This is a genomic window from Chryseobacterium sp. 6424, assembly GCF_003692615.1.
GTDB lineage: Bacteria > Bacteroidota > Bacteroidia > Flavobacteriales > Weeksellaceae > Kaistella.
In genome coordinates, this window is record NZ_CP023540.1 from 1,006,011 (window position 1) to 1,025,299 (window position 19,289).

Consider the following 19,289-nt stretch of genomic DNA (forward strand, 5'->3'; position numbering starts at 1 on the left):
TCCCATGAGACCACTGTTTTATATTCTGTTGTTGTGTAGTGCTCTGCTCGGTGCGCAGCAAAAAACGCCGCCGCCTTTACCACTGGTGGGCATGCAGGATTTCTTTGCTGATGACTATGGCAATTTCTATATTTACAAACCGCAGGATTTCAGTTTTACCAAATACGACGCTGCGGGACGTGTGCTTGCCAAGCAGATGTTCGCGCTTCCGTTTCGCATACAATCGGTACAAAATCCACTGAGTATTCCGGCTTTTTCGGAAAACGCTCAGGAACTCCGCTTTTACGACCATCATCTCAATCTCGTTCAAACCATTAGTTTCCGGCAGAAGTTTGGTTTTATAAAGATGGCGTATGCCGAAGATCTGCAACAAATCTGGCTGATGGATGAAGGCTCGAAACAACTGCTGCAGTATAATTATCGCGATGATAAAGTGGTTTCTTCACTACCGTTTTTTGCTGTTGCCAGCCCAGTGCTGGACCTGGTTGTGCATGATGGCCTGGCTTATATTTTAACGCAATCGGGACTTACGGTCCTCAACATGAAAACCAGCTATGTGACGGCTTACCCTTTGGCGCAGCCACGAAAACTCATGCGGGAAAACTCCAGCATCCTCATTTTTGAGAAAAACGCGGTCTGGCAAGTGGGAGCCGCAGGTTTAGCGCTTCTCTACCAAGGTGCTGAAGACGCGATTGTGGATAAAAATTCAGATTCTTATTTTGAAATCAGGGGGAACAAACTATATCTTTACCCCATCAAATCATAACACTGTGGCAGGCATTACTGCAGCGGCGTCTTATGAGTCAATCCTTAATTTTTTTCAACATGCATATTGCAGTAACAGGAAATATTGGTGCCGGAAAAACCACCCTTACCACCATGCTGGCTAAACATTACAAATGGCACGCACAATTCGAAGATGTAGACCATAACCCATATCTGGAAGATTTTTATGCGGATATGAATAAATGGAGTTTTGCGTTGCAGATCTATTTTTGGGCAGCCGTTTCCGTCAGGTAAAAGAAATTCGCGACAGCGGCCAGAACATTGTACAAGACCGTACCATCTATGAAGATGCCCATATCTTTGCCGAAAACCTGAATGATATGCAACTGATGAGCGACCGCGATTTCAGTAATTACTCCTCGCTTTTCGAGTTGATGAAGAATTTTGTTTCGGCACCCGATTTGCTGATCTATTTGAAATCTGATGTTCCGAACCTAGTGAAGAAGATTTACAAGCGCGGGCGGGATTATGAAGCCTCGATTTCCATAGATTACCTCTCGAAACTTAACCAGAAGTATGAAAAATGGATCTCTGGCTATAAGGAAGGAAAACTGCTCATCATTGAAGTTGATGATCTGGATTTTGTGGAGCGGCCCGAAGATTTCGGCCTCATCCTTGAAAAAATAGAAACCGAACTGCACGGTTTGTTCTAAAAAAAAGTTGAGCGATGATAAAAGTTCTATACCACGGCTCTTGCTCGAAATCCAAAGCCATTCTAGAGCATCTCGATGAAAACAATGTCGCCTTCGAGATCATTGATTTTATTGAGCAACCTTTGTCGCCAATGGAAATCAGGACTTTGCTTAAGAAATTGAATGCAGGTGTGCAGGAGTTGATTCGTAAGAATGATAAGCTCTACAAAGAAAAATTCGCTGCAAAACAACATTCCGATGAGGAATGGATTAACGTTCTGTCCGAAAATCCATCGCTGATTCAGCGGCCAATCCTTATTAAAGGTCCCATTGCGATGATTGGCCGACCAGTGGAAAACGTACGGTTTTTTATTGATAAATAAATTAGTGGACCAGCTCTTGTAACGCCTCCGAAAGTTTAGTGTATTTAAAACGAAAGCCCAGCGTCTTTATCTTATCATTAGAGGCGCGTGTACCTTCCAAAATAATGCCGCTCATTTCTCCCAGCGCCATTTTCATGATAAATGCAGGTATTTTTACCGGTAAAAAAGTTTTACCCGAAGTTTTTGCTAAAGATTTCATGAAAACTTTGTTGGTCACCACATCATCAGCTACCGCATTTATTTTCCCCTCCACCGAAACATTTTCCAAAGCATAAACATACATGCGAGCCAAGTCTTCAGCATGGATCCAGTTCATCCATTGTTTACCCGTGCCCAGCGCGGAAGCCACATGGTAATCGGTTGTTTTTTTTAACAAAGGGAAAGCGCCGCCATCTTTTGCCAACACCATGGCTGTCCGTACGCAAACTACCCGTCTTGCAATATCCTCAAAATCTTCCGCGGCAGACTCCCACGCAACACACAACTGCGAAAGGAAGTCATGTTTTAGGATGGGAGATTTTTCCGTTAGGATTTGATCGCTGGTTACTGTGCCGTAATAATTAATACCTGATGATGAGATGAAAGACTGCAAGTGCACATTCTTCTCCAGACAATATTTTTTAAGCAACGCGGCAGATCGTACACGACTTTCGTAAAGTTCTTTCCTGTAACTGCCAGTCCATGGTTTACTGATGTTGGCGCCGGCGAGGTGTATGATGGCATCCAGGTTTTCAAAAGCGGCTTCATCAATGTAATCCTCAGCGATGTTCCAGTGGAAGTTTTCGGGATTTGGTGTTTTTTTGCGCGTCAGCAGGCGTACAGTATGTTTCTTTTCCTTCAGGATTTTGATGAGGTATCTGCCCACCAGTCCGGTGCCGCCTGTGATGAGAATGTTCATACCTTAAAGCATCATTACGCCGGGGATTTTACCGACTTCCCTATAAATATTAATAACCTGCTCCGCATCAAGCACAAACGCGCTGATGCTGATAGAGGTGTATTTTCCGTTTTTGCTTTCACGGGTGTTCAGCGTAAATTTAATACCGTCGAACACACGGTAAATCTCCGTATGACGTGATTCTTGATTGGTAATAATGAATTTAAAAAGGTAATCTTCCGGGAAATCATGGGTAGCCTCCAGCTTTTCTTTTAGTGAAGCGTAGAAGTCATCTGGGTTTGTCTGTTCCTGGTTATCTATGATATTAATCATGTTTTCATTTAAATTTTATAAAAAAATTCCGGATTTACCGGAACTTCAAAATTAAGCAATAATTTCTATCTGACACTGTTCAGAGAATTCATAATCGTGGCAGAATTCTGCTGCTCATGGCTTTCAATAATGTTGAATAAGCCGTTCACCATCTGTTGCGATGCCAACCTGCTAAGGCCACTGGTGAGGGTAGAACTTGAATTTTGGCTGCCAAACAGCCCGCCCAATACATTAGTACCAGCCAATGCGGAGTTTATGGAACTTATAAGTCCGAATTCATTCAGTTTGGCATCCACTTTTGGCGCAATGGCTGCTATAAGCTGCTCGGAAGTCCTTTCACGCAGGATTTGTGTGGCGGCACCGCTGCCTCCCTGTACAATTCTTGCGGCATCCTCTGCGGTGAGGCTATTCACGGCGTTTACCAGAATTGGTCTTGATGTTTCTACGGTAAATGCTGCGGCGCGTGCAATATATTCCCTTTCTTTTTGTACCAGTGATGAGAGCCCAATTCGTTCGAGTGTGTTGTTTAGATCACGCAGTTGCTGTGGAAGCGCTGCATCAATAAGCTGGTTAGAGAGGAAACTGTTTTTATCGCTAAAAATATTTAGCCCTTTGGTAATACCGCCCAGAAGAATCTGCTTAAGAACTGCCAAGCCTACACTGGAAGTGGCTATGGCCAGACAAGACTGGGTAGTGGTTCCTAAAGTGGCCACGGCCATGGTTGCGACCAAAATTGTGTGTTTTTTCATGTTGATTATTAAGGTTAAAAACTCCTTTTTCAAATACTGAGCCAAAGGGAAAATATTGAAATATAGGGTTATACATAATATTTTTAAAAATAGAAAATATTTCCAAAATTAATTTCTAACTTTGAGTAAATATAATGAGAAAGGCACTTGCCGGCTCATGCTTTTATAAAAACAAAAACTACTATATGAAACACAGTATTTTAAGGGTCCCCTGCATGGTTGCAGTATTTTATTTCGGGATGAATGTAAATGCACAACAAACACCGCGGGACACCGCCAGCCGTGAGCAGCAAATTGAAGAGGTGGTAGTCATAGGGTATGGTACAGCCAAGAAGCGTGATCTTACCGGTTCTATCGTGAAGGTTTCGGGTGCTGAAATAAATGATAAGCCGGCATCCAATCCCGTGAACTCTTTGCAAGGGAAAGTGGCAGGTCTTTCCATTGTGAACTCTGGGCAGCCCGGCTCTCAGGCGGACGTGAGAATCCGTGGGACTGTAACTATCAATGCAACACAGCCAGCATATATTGTAGATGGGGTGTTTGCTAATAATATCGACTTCCTGAACCCTGCGGATATTGAATCTATGGAAGTGCTTAAGGATGCCTCTTCACTGGCGATCTTCGGTAACAGAGGTGCGAACGGAGCCATTATCGTGACGACAAAAAGAGGCCGAAGCGGGCGTACTACTGTTAATTTGACATCTTCTATCGGTGTGAAATCCTTCGACAACCGCCCTGATATCACCAATGGTGATGAGTTCCGCCTACTGTATAATGAAGATTTGGTAAACCAAGGGCTTCAACCGTATGACTTCAGCCTTTTTAACGCAAACACCAATTGGATTGATGAGATTGCGCAAAAGGGCGGTATCATCAACCAGCATAACGTAACCGTATCGAATGGTAGTGATAAGAACAGGATGAGCTTCTCCTTCGGGTACCATGATGAAGAAGGGTCTATAAAGTACGAAAAGTACAGCCGTATGACCTTTAAATTTAATGATGACCTAAAAATCAGCGACAGGTTGCGGATGGGCTTTGGTCTTACAGGATCATACGCTAAGTTGCCACAGGTTCGCAGTTTTGGTTCCGCGCTTAACGCGACACCGGTAGTTTCAGCTCTTAATATGACGCCGGGTGATTATTATGGCTATTACAACTCGCTGCCACAGCAATTGGGTGCCGCACAGATCGCCAACCCACTGGCTGATATTGAAGGCCACCGCTATACCCAACTTAATAAAGATATACAGTTCAACCCGAATGCCTATGTGGAGTTTGATATTTTAGATAACCTGACTTTCCGGTCCAATTATTTTGTGAATTACCGCAACTCATTTGGTCGCGGATATCAGCCGGTATTTGATATTTATATCCCAGAAACCAATAGTGTAGCGCCATTCTCTGGCAGACAGCTTACTTCTATAAACCAGTTTGAGAACAAAAACTTCCTTTTCCAGCAAAACCAGTTATTGACGTATAAGAACCGTTTCGGTAACCATGATCTCACCGCTTTATTAGGTTTCGAGACTATTGCTGAAGAATATACAGGTATGAGCGGTAGCGTAAGAGGAAGCCTATCAAGTCCGCTGGGGCAAATCCCTAACAACCCGCGTTTTTGGTATTTGAATACAGACTTTGGTGATACAGCGACAAGAACAGCCAACAGCTCTCAGGTGAAAAGACGCCAGGCATCGTACTTCGGGCGGGTTCTTTATAATTACAGCAATAAATATATGCTGAACGCTTCTTACAGATACGATGGTTCTTCTGTACTGGCGCCGGATAACAGGTTCGATTCTTTCTGGTCAGTAGGAGCCGCGTATGAAATCTCCCGTGAGAATTTCATGGAGGATGTAACGTTTATTAATTATCTTAAACTGAAAGGTTCTTACGGAGATTTGGGTAACCAAAATGTGCCATATAATTACTTCGGGTATTCCGTATTTGTACCGGGAGGCACAGGGGTATTTAACGGGAATCTGTATCCTGCCTTTGTGCCAGAATATGAAGAAACCACAGACCTGCGCTGGGAACATCTAAAATCTTATGAATTTGGCTTTGAGTCTCAGTTATTCAGCAAGAAGTTGTCTTTGGAGGCAGTTTACTATAACAGAAAAACTGAGGATTTACTCAACGTAGTAAACTCCAATCCACGTATCTTTATGAATGCCGGTAACATCGAAGCTAAAGGTTTCGAATTCTCTGCCGGTTGGAAGGATTCCGTTAACGAAAACTTTAACTGGTATCTCAACGCAAACCTTACCACTACCAAAACCAATGTAATCTCTACACTGAACGAGAATGACCGCTTATTCTACGGACCGTCTATCTATCAGCCAGGTTCACCAATGGGCGCGTTTTATGGGTATATAGTTGAAGGCCTTTATCAATCTTATGCTGATATACTTTCAAGCCCTGCATCAACCATTGGGGATGTTGCCCCGGGGGATTTCAAGTATCGTGATGTGAACGGTGATGGCAGAATTACCCCTGATGACAGAACGGTCATTGGTGATCCAACACCAGATTTTACGTATGGTTTCACATTGGGTGCAGATTATAAAGGATTCTTTATTGATGCAGATTTTTACGGAGTATATGGTAATGAAGTATTCCGTGGTTGGGGTAACGGTAACTCATTTGCGCCATTCAATTACCGAAGCGAAAGGCTTGAGCGCTGGACTGGACCCGGGACATCCAACTGGGAGCCACGCAGCTACACCGCTACAGGCTACAACCGCGAAAACTCTACATATATGATCGAAGACGGAAGTTTCTTCCGGATCAGGAATGTGCAGGTAGGTTATAACTTTAACAAGAGCCTGATTAGTGGGCTAAGTTTGGAGGCGCTTAAAGTTTATGTAAACGTACAGAACTTAAAGACCTGGGACCACGTTAACGGATTTACGCCAGAATCAGGAGGTAGCGCCACATCATTCGGTGTAAATGGCGGTGGTTATCCAAACCCGCGAATCGCAACTTTTGGCATCAACGCAACTTTTTAAATAATACAACATGAAAATAATATCAGCAAAAAATCTAATCCTTTTAGGTGCACTTTCCGTTGCAAGTTTTTCGTTTCAGAGCTGCGCAGAAGACTGGCTCGATCTAAGGCCGGAAGGACGCCCTACCATAGGCGAAGTGCCAGTGGGCGGATATGAGGCCAGTGCATTCGGACTTTATGCGAGTTTACGTACCGAAAGTGGTATGAGCGATTTTACATATCTGTGGACACACAGCATCCGGGCAGATGATAATGAGAAAGGCAGTAGCCCAGGCGATGCCGCGACTGATGGGAACGTATTTAATAACTTCGCGTACGTGGCCACCAATGGCCATATCAGAAACGCTTGGAACGGACCTTACAAGATAATCTTCGCTGCCAATGAACTTATTAATACCGCGACAGAGTCGGGCAGCACAGTGGAGGGGACATTGGTGAACATCGCGGAAGCGAGAGCCATACGTGCATACTGCTACTTCCAGTTACGCAGAGATTTTGGCGAAGTACCGATCAACCTAAAATCTATTGACGTCCCGGCAGATGAGATCGCACCTAAAAACAGCATCGCTGAGGTGGATGCGCAAATCATCAGCGACCTCATGGCAGCGCGTGACGTGCTACCGGTACAGTGGGCAAGTGCCTACCGTGGCAGAGCGACCAAAGGCATGGCTAACAGCCTGTTGGCTAAAATGTACCTGCTGCAGCGCAACTGGGCAAAAGCATTAGAGCACTCCATGGATGTAATAAACTCCGGTGCCTATATGCTGAACCCATCTTACGATGCAGAGTTCACCAAAGCAGGTAACAATTCTTCCGAATCTATCTTTGAAGTTCAGAAAACCTATGATTTCGCTACTAAATATTCCAACAATTATTACGAAAGTCAGGGTGTTAGAGGCTCCGGAGTCTGGGATTTAGGCTGGGGTTTTAATGTTCCTTCGGAAGGCTTGGTTGCTGCTTATGAGACAGGCGATCTACGTAAGAAAACCACCATTCTACAGTCCGGTGGTCCGGATATCTATAATACAGCGAATTTAGTATTACCTGCTGCGCCACCTTTGGTACAGCAATATTGGAATGGTAAAGCTTATACTTTACCATCTGAAAGACAACAATATGCCGAGAACAAAAACCATTGGGAAAACATCAAGCTCATCCGTTACGCTGATGTATTGCTGATGGCTGCCGAAGCCGCTAATGAACTGGGGCAGATTGGTACAGCAACTACCTACGTCAACATGATCCGTACCAGAGCTGGCTTACCCGCAACCACCGCTACAAGCCAGGCGGCCATGCGCGAGGCCATCAAGCATGAAAGACGAATTGAGTTCGCTATGGAGTCCGAAAGATTCTACGATCTTGTACGCTGGGGCGACGCACCAACCGTATTGGCACCTTATGGCTATACCGATAGGAACAGGTATTTCCCAATCCCACAGGATGCGATTGATAAGTCCCAGGGAGTTTTAGTTCAAAATCCTAATTATTAATTTTTTTACCAATGAAAAATAAAATCAAACATATTTTTGGCATCATGGCCCTGGCATTCATCGGTTTTTCGTGCCAAGATCTGGACCGTCCGGAGCTAGGCGATTATCCGAAAGATGCCTCTGAACCGGGTGGCCCACTGAAATTTTACGCCGCCTTCGACGGTACTTCCGAAAATGTTTTAATGAATGCTGTTGACAGTGTGCGCGCGAAATTCCCGTCTAATAATCCATTGAAATCCATCGATGGTATTAAAGGAAAAGCTGTCCAGGGCGAGAGGTATAAATATATCAAATACTCCAGCGCGAACGATTTTGCACAATCAGCAGGTAGCTTCACCGTATCAGTCTGGGCCCAGAAATCTCAGATGCAAACAAATCATATCTTCAGTATGCCTGCTGCGCAGGGTTATCACTGGTCGGGTGGTTCAATGTTTTTGTTGACCGAAGGATCTGTGGCATCACCAACGGTTAAGTTTTTCGTGAAAGACAAAACCGGAGAAAAATGGTTCGAATGGTTGAACGCAAACAGCCCAACAGGCATCTATAACGGGCAATGGCACCACTTAGCATTTGTTTATGACGGCAAAACCTCTACCATGACGATGTATGTGGATGGGCAGGCGCATCCGTTCAAGCCCGTTTGGACCAACCATGGGAATATCGTTCTTGAACCTTCTAAAATCACCGGTTTAAAAATTGGTGCAGGACCGCAGGAATTTACTGCACAAGAGATTAGTAATAATGGTGATGACTGGCTGAAGAATTCTTTTGTCGGGGGGATAGACCAGTTCCGTATGTATTCTACGGCACTTTCACAAGCCGAGATCCAAACTTTATTCAATCAAAAAAGATAAATGAAATCTAATTTCAGAAACTTTTTATTTGCAACTGCCATACTTTTCAGTTATGGCAGTTGTTCTAATGGGCGGGACCCCGAACCAGTCGTAGGACCACCAGCGCCGCCACCAGCAACAACGGTGTACACAGATGCACAAATCATAGAAATGGTTCAGAAAGATGCACTGAAGTATTTCTGGGATTATGCCGAAAGTAACTCGAAACTTGCAAGGGAGCGTTATCATACCGATAATCCGGGAATGGATGCGGGAGTAGTTTCTACCGGAGGTTCTGGCTTTGGCCTGATGACAATACTTGTTGGTATTAAAAACGGTTATGTTCCGAGAGCTGAAGCGGTTTCCAGACTTGGTACCGCACTCAGTTTCTTAGAAGATGCCGGCCGTTTTCATGGTGCCTGGCCTCACTGGCTGAATGGCGCTACCGGGAAAGTGATCCCATTCAGCACCAAAGATAATGGTGCCGACCTGGTTGAAACTGCTTTCCTCGTCCAAGGATTACTCTGTGTACGCGAATATTTTAAAAATTCAACCGATACTGCCGAAAAAGCGTTGAGCGACAAAGCAGATGCCCTGTGGAAAGGCGTAGAATGGACATGGTTTACCCAAGGCGAAAATGTGCTGTATTGGCATTGGTCTCCTAATTATGATTTCCAAATGAATCATCAATTGAGAGGTTTTGACGAAACACTTATCACGTATGTGTTGGCGGCGGCTTCACCTACCTATCCTATTTCAAAAGAGGTCTATCAGGGTGGTTGGGCCCGGAATGGCGCAATAAAAAGTTCCGCATCACAGTACAACATTCCGTTAGTCGTAACTCATAATGTACAAAACTCAACCGTAGGACCGATGTTCTGGTCACATTATTCGTTTCTTGGGCTTGATCCGCAAGGGCTGTCTGATGAATATGTAAATTATGGGCAAGCTGCGGTAAACCATGCAAAGATCATGCATCAGTACAGCGTGAACAATCCTAAGAACTGGAGGGGTTATTCCGCGAAAAACTGGGGCCTGACGGCAAGTTACACCAGAAACGGAGACGGGACTACCGGATATGCCGCGCACCAGCCAAACAATGATTTGGGTGTAGTTTCACCTACAGCGGCCATTTCAAGTTTTCCCTATACACCTGATGAAAGTATGGATTACCTGCGTTTCCTCTACAATGAGAATTATTCAAGATACATCGGGGTCGCGGGGCCATATGATGCCTATTCCGTGCATTATAACTGGGTGACGCCACGCTATCTGGCCATCGACCAGGGACCAATGGCACCTATGATTGAGAATCATCGCTCATCATTTCTATGGAACCTGTTTATGAATGCGCCCGAAGTGCGTCAAGGATTGCTTAAGTTGGGGTTCCATTCTACAAAATATGGGTTTTAACCAATAAAAATTTATTAATGATCAAGAAATTTGCATATATAATTTTTACAGCGGCACTGGCGTTTTCGTGCAATACGCTTCCTATAGACTCCACGACCGCGCAAGTGCCTGTAAAAATGACCGATGAACAACTGATGGACCGTGTGCAGCGCGATGCACTTAAATATTTCTGGGATTTTGCCGAACCCAACTCTCTAATGGGCCGCGAACGTTATCATGAAGACGGTATCTATCCTCAGAATGATGCTCATGTGGTTACTACCGGCGGTTCCGGTTTTGGACTGATGACTATTTTGGTAGGTGTGGAAAGGGGATTTATCCCGCGTGATGAAGCGGTGAAACGCTTAACACATATCGCAGATTTTCTGGCTAAAGCAGACCGTCATCATGGTGTTTGGCCACACTGGCTCGATGGTAAAACCGGGAAAACAGTTTCTTTTGGCAAGAAAGACAATGGTGGCGATATCGTAGAAACAGCTTTTCTGATAGAAGGCATCATTACCGTTCGAGAATATTTTAAAAACGGAAACACCGCAGAAAAAGCACTCGCTGCCAAGATGGATGAACTGTGGAAAGGGGTAGAATGGAGCTGGTATACCAAAGGCGGCGAAAAAGTACTCTATTGGCACTGGTCACCAATCAATGGTTGGGAAATGAACCACAAATTGCAGGGCTATGATGAAACGCTTGTTACCTACATCTTAGCGGCTTCGTCCCCAACTTACCCGATTGATGCCGAAACTTTCTACCAAGGTTGGACGCGTAACGGGACTTATCTAACCGATCGGAAAACGTACGGCCTGCCTCTTTATGTGAAGCATAATGGCGCAGAAGAATATGGCGGCCCGATGTTCTGGGCACATTATTCCTACCTGGGGCTTGATCCTACTGGCCTTTCTGATCGCTTGGTAAAAAACTATTTCGATCTCAACCGAAATCATGCCCTTATCCAATACAATTACAGTATAGAAAATCCTAAGAATTATAAAGGATACGGCAGCAATTACTGGGGACTTACCGCGAGTTATACACGTAATGAAAATGGAAGCGTAGGTTACCGGGCGCACAATCCGAAAGAAGATAACGGTGTGGTAACGCCTACAGCGGCGCTCAGCAGTTTTCCTTATACCCCGAAAGAATCCATGGGTGTTCTTCGTTTTCTGTATGAAGAAAAGCCCCAATTCATTGGTTCTGCCGGGCCATACGATGCGACTTCCGTGCATTATGACAATTGGTTTACGCCAAGATATTTAGCGATCGACCAAGGTACAATCGCCCCGATGATCGAGAATTACCGGACCGGCCTTTTATGGAAACTCTTCATGAATGCGCCTGAAATTAAAGCCGGACTAAAGAAATTAGATTTTAAATCTACCAAATACAAGTTCTGACATGAATGTTTTATTGAAATCGCTGTTTTTTATTGCCTTTTTTTCAGTAAGTCTTACAGCACAGGAAATCAAGGCCAAATTTCAGAAAGAGGTAAAGAAAGTTCAACAAATAACTTACCTGCTGGATTATCCTCAGAACACCAACGCAAAAGTGCCGCTCATCGTCTTCCTGCACGGCTCTGGGGAACGTGGCACCGACCTGGAAATGGTAAAGGCGCACAGCCCGTTTACTTATAAGAACCTAATTAAGGAACCCGTGGCGATCTTGGCGCCCCAATGCCCGCCCAATGTTTGGTGGGATACCGAGGCCGTATACCACCTCATCAAAGAAATTCAGCAGAAATATAAAATCGATGAATCGCGCATTATACTCACCGGTCTTTCCATGGGCGGTTGGGGCACGCTGAAATTAGCGATGGAGCATCCGGATCTCTTTTCAGCCGTGGTGCCCGTCTGTCCGCCGGTTGATCGTTTATTCAAAGTACGCGCGGCTCAGTACAGTAATTTGCCGATGAAAATCTTTCATGGCGGTAATGATGATATTGTTTCACCCATGAACGCTATTGAAATCTATCAGGCAATCCGTAAAACAAATAAACAGGTAGAACTCGTCATTTTCCCGGACGATAACCACAACTCCTGGGATTCCACCTACTCCAATCCGAAATTATATGAATGGATGCTGGCCCAGAATAAGAATAAAAATTAAAGTTAGAAGAATATGAAGAAACTTGTATTAGTCGCAGCATTAGGGCTGGCTCCCTATTTTTTTGCGCAGGAAATGGTCAACAAGCCCGTTCAGGCTTATCAGACCGAACAGTACAAATCGAAGAAAAAAGCTTTTGTAGAATCACTGTTGGCAAAAATGACGGTTGACGAAAAAATTGGTCAGCTTAATTTACCAAGTGCCGGGGATTTCACTACCGGGCAGGCACAAAGCTCCAACATAGGTAAAAAAATAGAAGATGGCCTGGTAGGCGGACTCTTTAACATTAAAGGTGCCGATAAAATACGTGCGGTACAGAAAGTAGCTATAGAAAAAAGCCGCCTGAAAATCCCTTTGATCTTCGGGATGGATGTTATTCATGGGTATGAGACTACGTTCCCCATTCCGCTCGGTCTCGCAGCTTCCTGGGATATGAATCTGATACAGCAATCTGCACGCGTAGCAGCAAATGAAGCTTCTGCCGACGGTATTTCCTGGACATTCTCGCCGATGACGGATATTTCTCGCGAGCCACGTTGGGGCCGTATTTCTGAAGGTTCAGGCGAGGATCCTTATCTGGGCAGTGAAATCGCCAAGGCCATGGTATACGGGTATCAGGGCAAGGATCTATCACTTAGCAATACCATTATGGCTTGTGTGAAACATTTTGCGCTTTACGGTGCAGGTGAGGCTGGTATGGACTATAATACGGTAGACATGAGCCGCGTACGCATGTTTAATGAATTTTTCCCTCCATATAAAGCAGCTGTGGACGCCGGGGTAGGCTCGGTAATGGCATCATTCAATGAAGTGGATGGTATGCCGGCGACCGGAAACCGTTGGCTTCAGACCGAAGTTTTGCGTAACCAGTGGGGATTTGATGGTTTCGTGGTGACAGATTATACCGGCATCAACGAAATGGTAGATCATGGTGTTGGCGATTTGCAGCAAGTTTCAGCGCTAGCGCTTAAAGCAGGTATTGATATGGACATGGTAGGTGAGGGGTTCCTAACCACTCTAAAGAAATCTTTACAGGAAGGCAAAGTAACCCAAGCAGAAATTGACTTAGCCACAAGACGTGTGCTGGAAGCCAAGTATGACCTGGGACTCTTCACCGATCCTTACCGTTATGGTGATGCGAAATTGGCAAAAAAAGAAGTCTATAGCCAGAAAAACCGTGATATTGCACGCAACGTAGCCGCACAATCCATGGTTCTTATGAAAAATGAGAACAACGTATTGCCATTAAAAGCAAATGGCACTGTAGCTGTTATTGGCCCATTGGTTAACAATAAACAAAATATGACAGGCACCTGGAGTGTGGCTGCACAACATGCCAATTCTGTCACTTTAATGAAAGGCCTGCAAGATAATTTCGGTAAAAATGTAAAATTTATCTCCGCTAAAGGTGCAAACATCGACTATGATGAAAAGCTCGAAAACATCTACGCTGCCCACGGGAAAATTACAGACCGCGATAACCGCCCAAAAGAAGTGTTGCTGAAAGAAGCTGTAGATGTGGCAAACAAGGCCGATGTAATTATATTGGCAATCGGTGAGTCTGCCGAGATGAGTGGCGAGTCATCCTCAAGAACCGAAATTACCATCCCGCAATCACAGATAGACCTGCTGCACGAACTTAAAAAAACCGGTAAGCCAATCGCGATGGTATTGTTCACTGGGCGCCCGCTTGCACTTACCAATGTGAAAGATCTACCCGATGCCATCCTGAATGTTTGGTTTGCCGGTTCAGAAGCCGGTAACGCCATCGCAGACGTACTTTACGGTAAAGTGAATCCATCAGGCAAATTACCCGTTACGTTCCCAAGAAGTCTGGGCCAGGTCCCTATTTATTATAACCATAAGAACACCGGCCGTCCACTAAGTCAGGAAAAGGTTGATAAATGCGAGTATGAACGTTTCCGCGCCAATTATATGGATGAGTGCAACACGCCGCTTTACCCATTTGGTTACGGGCTAAGCTATACGCAGTTTGCGTATTCGGATATGAATGTTACCAATACCAACCCGAAAGGCAACCAAACCATCCAGGCAAGTATTAACCTTCGGAACACTGGTAATTATGATGGTGCAGAAGTGGTGCAGCTATACATCCGTGATATCGTGGGCAGCAATACACGTCCGGTAAAAGAGTTGAAAGGTTTCCAGAAAGTCTTTCTAAAAAAAGGTGAAAGCAAGAGAGTGACCTTCACCATAACACCGGAGGACCTGAAGTTTTATAATCATGAACTTAAATACGACTGGGAGCCCGGCGAGTTTGAAATCATGATCGGTACCAACTCTGCGGAGGTACAGAAAACCAAAATAAACTGGTCTAAATAATGCTTAATAAAAACCGCTTTCTGTAAAACGAAAGCGGTTTTTTTTGCCGGTTTATTATTGGTAAATTTGTGGTCATTTTATCTTAAAAAAAACAAATCTGTAATGAGAGACAAATTCATCAAATGGGGCATCATTTTGCTGGTGGCGGTCTGGGCCATTGCATTGCTCATTAAAGCACATTATTGGATCCCCATCCTTCTTACCTGCATATATGCGTTAGGTATCTACAACAGTTTCCAGACGAAACATGCCATTCTTCGTAACTTCCCGGTTTTAGGCTATTTCCGGTATTTCTTCGAAGGTATTTCACCCGAGATGCAGCAGTATTTCATCGAACGCGAGACGGATGGGAAGCCATTTCCGCGTAACGAACGTTCTGCCGCTTACCGCCGTGCCAAAAACATCAGCGATACCGTGCCTTTCGGTACGCAGCGCGAGATCAACCACCGCAAATATGAAGGCATCAAACATTCTATCTATGCAAAGTCTCCCAATGAAGAATTGCCGCGCGTTTGGGTAGGTGGCGAGCAGTGTACACAGAAATATCATGCCTCATTGTTCAATATTTCAGCGATGAGTTTTGGTTCATTAAGCGACCGCGCACAGATCTCACTGAACCGGGGCGCAAAAAAAGGCCAGTTCTTTCATAATACAGGTGAGGGTGGTATTTCCCCTTATCATTTGGAAGGTGGCGACCTTTGCTGGCAAATCGGTACAGGTTATTTCGGTTGCCGTGATGATGACGGACGCTTTTCCCCTGAAATCTTTAAGAAAAATGTAGCGTTGGATAGTGTGAAAATGATTGAGATAAAGATTTCCCAAGGTGCTAAACCAGGGCATGGCGGTGTATTGCCAGGCAGTAAGAACACGCCAGAGATTGCAGCGATTCGCCACGTGAGACCTGGTATGACGATCATTTCGCCACCCTCACACTCAGCGTTCTCGGATGCGGCCGGTTTGCTGAGATTTATCCAGCAACTGCGTGAGCTTTCGGGTGGTAAGCCTGTAGGCTTCAAACTGTGCATTGGTGATACCAAAGAGTTCGAAGATATCTGTGTACAGATGAATGTCTTGAAGATCTATCCGGACTTTATTACGGTAGATGGTGCAGAGGGCGGTACCGGTGCGGCGCCACCAGAATTTTCTGATGGAGTAGGGATGCCATTGGAGCCTGCACTTATTTTTGTGAACAGAACCCTCAAAAACTTTAATCTGCGCGATAAAATGCGCATTATTGCAAGCGGAAAAGTACTTACATCACTCGATATCCTGCGCGCTATAGCAATGGGCGCGGATATGTGTAACAATGCCCGCGGTTTCATGTTTGCACTTGGCTGTATACAGGCTTTGCGTTGTAATAACAACAATTGCCCTACCGGTGTGGCCACACAGGATAAAATGCTGATTAAAGGACTGGATGTGACTGATAAAAGCGAACGTGTATATCATTTCCATAAAAACACGCTGAGGACGTGCAATGAACTGATTGCGGCTGCGGGAAGAAGTTCTTATGAAGAAGTAGATGCCAGCATGTTTATGCGTGGTGATGAGTTCGACCATCTTTCGGATGTCTATTTCCCGGATATCTTAGGAAACGTGAAGGAGAGGCAACGCAAGTACTAAGCCCTTCTTTACACTTAGGAAACTGAAACAACTACTGTTTCAGTTTTTTTATGGGTTATAGGCACAAAAAAAGTCCGGTAAATATTTACCGGACTTTCTTTGTATATGGAAGATGGTCTTAAGCTTCTTCAGCTGGAGTTTCCTCTTCTTTCTTAGGCGCTGGAGCGGCTTTTGGAGCAGCAGGCGCTGGTGGAGCGTCAGATACGATTTCAAACTCGAAAGCGTGCTCTACATTACGGTGAAGACGGATGTTCGCTTCTACCTTACCAGTTCTCTTGATCGTGTTTCCTGGGATTTTGATGTATTTCTTATCAACGCTTACCCCTGCTTTAGAAAGTTCTTCAGAAAGGTCAGCATTGTTGATAGAACCGAAAAGTCTGTCACCTGAACCTACTTTAGCAGCGATGGTGATGCTTGTTTTCTTCAGTTGCTCTACAATCGCGTTAGCTTTTGCAACCAATGCAGCTTCTTCTTCTTTTCTTGCTTCAAGAGTAGCTTCCAGAGCAGCTTTGTTTTTTGGTGTTGCCAATACTGCAAGTCCTTGTGGTAAAAGGAAGTTTCTTGCGTAACCTGGCTTTACGCTTACGGTATCAAACTCAAGTCCTAAGTTTTCTACGTCTTTTTTTAAGATAATGTCCATTGTTGTTGTCTTGTTTAGATTTTAGAGGTTAGAAGCTAGAGCTTAGAAATTAAAAATAAGAAATGAATCGTAGATCTAATGGCTAATATCTAAAGTCTAATATCTAAAACAGTTAGAATTAATTATTATTCAGCAACAAAAAGCCAAAAGCTAGAAACTAATGGCTAATTGCAGTTTTGTTTATTTTAATAAGTCAGCTACGTAAGGCATCATTGCAAGGTGTCTTGCTCTTTTGATGGCTGCGGATACTTTTCTTTGGTATTTCAAAGAAGTTCCGGTGTATCTTCTTGGTAAGATTTTACCCTGCTCGTTTACGAACTGTAATAAGAAGTCTGCATCTTTATAATCTACATGCTTGATTCCGTACTTTTTGAATCGGCAGTATTTTTTTTCAGATTTTGTATTGATGTCAAGCGGTGTAAGGAATTTTACTTCAGATTCTCCACCTGCTGAGGCTTGTTTAGCCATATCGTCTATTGCCATTGTGTAATTTTTTTGTGTGGGTTAATAAATTAAGCTTTCGCAGATTTGTTTTTAGCTCTTCTCGTTACAGCGTACTCTACCGCATGCTTATCGAGCTTTGTTGTAAGAAAACGGATAACTCTTTCGTCACGTTTGAAAGCAAGCTCTAAATCTGCAACCACAGTTCCTTCACCTTTGAACTCAATCAGCGTGTAGAAACCATTCTTCTTAAGCTGGATTGGGTAAGCGAGTTTCTTCAGTCCCCAGTTTTCCTTGGCAACGATCTCGCAATTGTGTGAAGTCAATAGATCTTCGAATTTTTGTACTGCTTCCTCCACCTGAGTATCAGACAGAACGGGAGTTAAAATGAAAACAGTTTCGTAATTGTTCATAATGTTAAATAATTGGTTAAATATTTCGAGGTGCAAAAGTAGCGATTATTTTTGGAAGTCGCAATCTTTCAGTATAATAATGATGAAGGATTTGGGATGTGTTTGGAATGAAAGCCAATAAAACTGCTTTAATATAAAAAACACGGTGAAGCAGGGAAGATTGTTAAAATAAAAACGCGGGTCTTAAAACCCACGTTCTTATATATTGAAATCTTTTGCGGTTACTTCTTCAGTTTGATTCTAAGGTTTTTCAGCATGTCCTTTGTCATCGCTGTAATGTCGAAATCATAGGTTAACCCCCAGTCTTTCTTAGCGATGCTGTCGTCAATCGATGCCGGCCAGGAGTCCGCGATAGCCTGTCGGAAATCAGGTTCGTAATCAATCGTGAAATCGCTCATTTCTTTTTTGATTTCTGCCGCTAACTGTGCAGGCGTAAAGGACAAGCCTCCCAGATTATACGACGTACGTACCGAGAGCTGTTCTTTGGGCGCTTCCATCAATTTCAGTGTCGCATTTATCGCATCATCCATATACAGCATTGGCATAGCGGTGTTTTCCGAGATAAAGCTGGTATATCTGCCACGTTCCACAGCCTCGTAGAAGATTTCTACCGCATAATCTGTAGTGCCACCGCCCGCAGGCGTTTTCCACGAAATAAGCCCTGGATAACGGATGCTGCGCACGTCAACACCAAATTTATCGTAGTAGTACTCACACCATTTTTCGCCGGCCATTTTCGAGATTCCGTACACGGTGGTAGGATTCAGTACTACCTCCTGTCCCACATTTTCTTTCGGGATGCCTTTGCCAAATACCGCGATGGAGCTGGGCCAGAAGATTTTTTTCAACAGGCCTTCCTTTGCCATTTCGCAAAAGTTAAGCAACGGCTCAATATTCAGTTTCCAGGCGAACAGCGGTTGTTTTTCAGAGGTCCCGGAGAGCAAGGAAGCGAGGTGGTACACAGTGGTAATTTCATAATCTTTCACAACCTGACGTACCAGTTGGGTGTTGGTGACATCCATTCTTTCATAAAATCCTGCTGAAGTAATGTTTTTGTCCCAACGGTCAAGTCCCGAAGCTATTACGTTTTCAGCGCCGTGCAGCGCTACTAATCTGTTGGTAAGTTCGGTGCCGATTTGCCCCAGGGCACCGGTGATAAGAATTTTTTCCGTGTAGGATTCCATGCTTTTATTTAGATTTAAGCAAATTTAACAAATTAGCGCGTATAA

General features: G+C 44.3%; 17 protein-coding genes and 1 pseudogene. 11 read left to right on the plus strand and 7 right to left on the minus strand.

From position 1 onward, the window contains the following. Positions 1 to 4 precede the first annotated feature (4 nt). From CO230_RS04655 to CO230_RS04665, 3 genes and pseudogenes are all read left to right on the plus strand, one after another. A complete protein-coding gene (locus CO230_RS04655) occupies positions 5 to 766 on the plus strand; it encodes a hypothetical protein (protein WP_122027528.1) in 762 nt (253 codons plus the stop codon). A gap of 59 nt (positions 767 to 825) precedes the next feature. Continuing rightward, a pseudogene (locus tag CO230_RS04660) lies at positions 826 to 1,439 on the plus strand (deoxynucleoside kinase). 14 nt (positions 1,440 to 1,453) lie between these two features. Continuing rightward, complete coding sequence (locus CO230_RS04665; protein WP_122027529.1) at positions 1,454 to 1,801, plus strand: arsenate reductase family protein; 348 nt, start codon at positions 1,454 to 1,456, stop codon at positions 1,799 to 1,801. 1 nt (position 1,802) lies between these two features. On the opposite strand, the gene CO230_RS04670 is transcribed toward CO230_RS04665, so the two are convergent. The 3 genes from CO230_RS04670 to CO230_RS04680 form a co-directional block, all read right to left on the minus strand. Then, entirely contained in the window at positions 1,803 to 2,699 is an 897-nt protein-coding gene (locus CO230_RS04670; protein ID WP_122027530.1) for a TIGR01777 family oxidoreductase, read from the minus strand. Between the two features lie 3 nt (positions 2,700 to 2,702). Further along, positions 2,703 to 3,011, minus strand: a complete 309-nt coding sequence (locus CO230_RS04675) for a DUF493 domain-containing protein (protein ID WP_185140503.1) — start codon at positions 3,009 to 3,011, stop codon at positions 2,703 to 2,705. 65 nt (positions 3,012 to 3,076) lie between these two features. Further along, the gene (locus CO230_RS04680; RefSeq protein ID WP_122027531.1) at positions 3,077 to 3,760 is read right to left on the minus strand and encodes a DUF4197 family protein; all 684 of its coding nucleotides are present in this window, start codon (positions 3,758 to 3,760) and stop codon (positions 3,077 to 3,079) included. 185 nt (positions 3,761 to 3,945) lie between these two features. Between CO230_RS04680 and CO230_RS04685 the strand changes: the two genes are divergently transcribed. From CO230_RS04685 to CO230_RS04720, 8 genes are all read left to right on the plus strand, one after another. Next, on the plus strand, positions 3,946 to 6,768 hold the full coding sequence (locus CO230_RS04685) for a SusC/RagA family TonB-linked outer membrane protein (RefSeq protein WP_122028892.1): 2,823 nt from the start codon (positions 3,946 to 3,948) through the stop codon (positions 6,766 to 6,768). Between the two features lie 10 nt (positions 6,769 to 6,778). Next, on the plus strand, positions 6,779 to 8,257 hold the full coding sequence (locus CO230_RS04690; protein WP_122027532.1) for a RagB/SusD family nutrient uptake outer membrane protein: 1,479 nt from the start codon (positions 6,779 to 6,781) through the stop codon (positions 8,255 to 8,257). A gap of 11 nt (positions 8,258 to 8,268) precedes the next feature. Then, positions 8,269 to 9,111 (plus strand): LamG domain-containing protein, encoded by an 843-nt coding sequence (locus CO230_RS04695; protein WP_122027533.1) that lies wholly within the window; start codon positions 8,269 to 8,271, stop codon positions 9,109 to 9,111. Next, on the plus strand, positions 9,112 to 10,503 hold the full coding sequence (locus tag CO230_RS04700; protein WP_122027534.1) for a glucoamylase family protein: 1,392 nt from the start codon (positions 9,112 to 9,114) through the stop codon (positions 10,501 to 10,503). Between the two features lie 17 nt (positions 10,504 to 10,520). Further along, on the plus strand, positions 10,521 to 11,894 hold the full coding sequence (locus CO230_RS04705; protein WP_122027535.1) for a glucoamylase family protein: 1,374 nt from the start codon (positions 10,521 to 10,523) through the stop codon (positions 11,892 to 11,894). Position 11,895: 1 nt separating this feature from the next. Beyond that, on the plus strand, positions 11,896 to 12,603 hold the full coding sequence (locus CO230_RS04710; RefSeq protein ID WP_122027536.1) for a prolyl oligopeptidase family serine peptidase: 708 nt from the start codon (positions 11,896 to 11,898) through the stop codon (positions 12,601 to 12,603). A gap of 12 nt (positions 12,604 to 12,615) precedes the next feature. Then, a complete protein-coding gene (gene bglX / locus CO230_RS04715) occupies positions 12,616 to 14,943 on the plus strand; it encodes a beta-glucosidase BglX (RefSeq protein ID WP_122027537.1) in 2,328 nt (775 codons plus the stop codon). A 102-nt stretch (positions 14,944 to 15,045) separates the two neighbouring features. After that, positions 15,046 to 16,566 (plus strand): FMN-binding glutamate synthase family protein, encoded by a 1,521-nt coding sequence (locus CO230_RS04720; protein ID WP_122028893.1) that lies wholly within the window; start codon positions 15,046 to 15,048, stop codon positions 16,564 to 16,566. A 118-nt stretch (positions 16,567 to 16,684) separates the two neighbouring features. On the opposite strand, the gene rplI is transcribed toward CO230_RS04720, so the two are convergent. The 4 genes from rplI to CO230_RS04740 all read right to left on the minus strand — a co-directional run bounded on the left by rplI (position 16,685) and on the right by CO230_RS04740 (position 19,244). Further along, positions 16,685 to 17,206: a 50S ribosomal protein L9 gene (rplI, locus tag CO230_RS04725; protein ID WP_122027538.1), complete on the minus strand. Its 522-nt coding sequence runs from the start codon at positions 17,204 to 17,206 to the stop codon at positions 16,685 to 16,687. A 180-nt stretch (positions 17,207 to 17,386) separates the two neighbouring features. Further along, positions 17,387 to 17,689 carry a 30S ribosomal protein S18 gene (gene rpsR / locus CO230_RS04730; protein ID WP_122027539.1) on the minus strand — a complete coding sequence of 101 codons (303 nt, stop codon included), beginning with the start codon at positions 17,687 to 17,689 and terminating at the stop codon, positions 17,387 to 17,389. A gap of 29 nt (positions 17,690 to 17,718) precedes the next feature. Beyond that, complete coding sequence (rpsF, locus tag CO230_RS04735) at positions 17,719 to 18,060, minus strand: 30S ribosomal protein S6 (protein WP_122027540.1); 342 nt, start codon at positions 18,058 to 18,060, stop codon at positions 17,719 to 17,721. Between the two features lie 221 nt (positions 18,061 to 18,281). Then, entirely contained in the window at positions 18,282 to 19,244 is a 963-nt protein-coding gene (locus tag CO230_RS04740) for an NAD-dependent epimerase/dehydratase family protein (protein WP_122027541.1), read from the minus strand. Between the last annotated feature and the right edge of the window lie 45 nt (positions 19,245 to 19,289).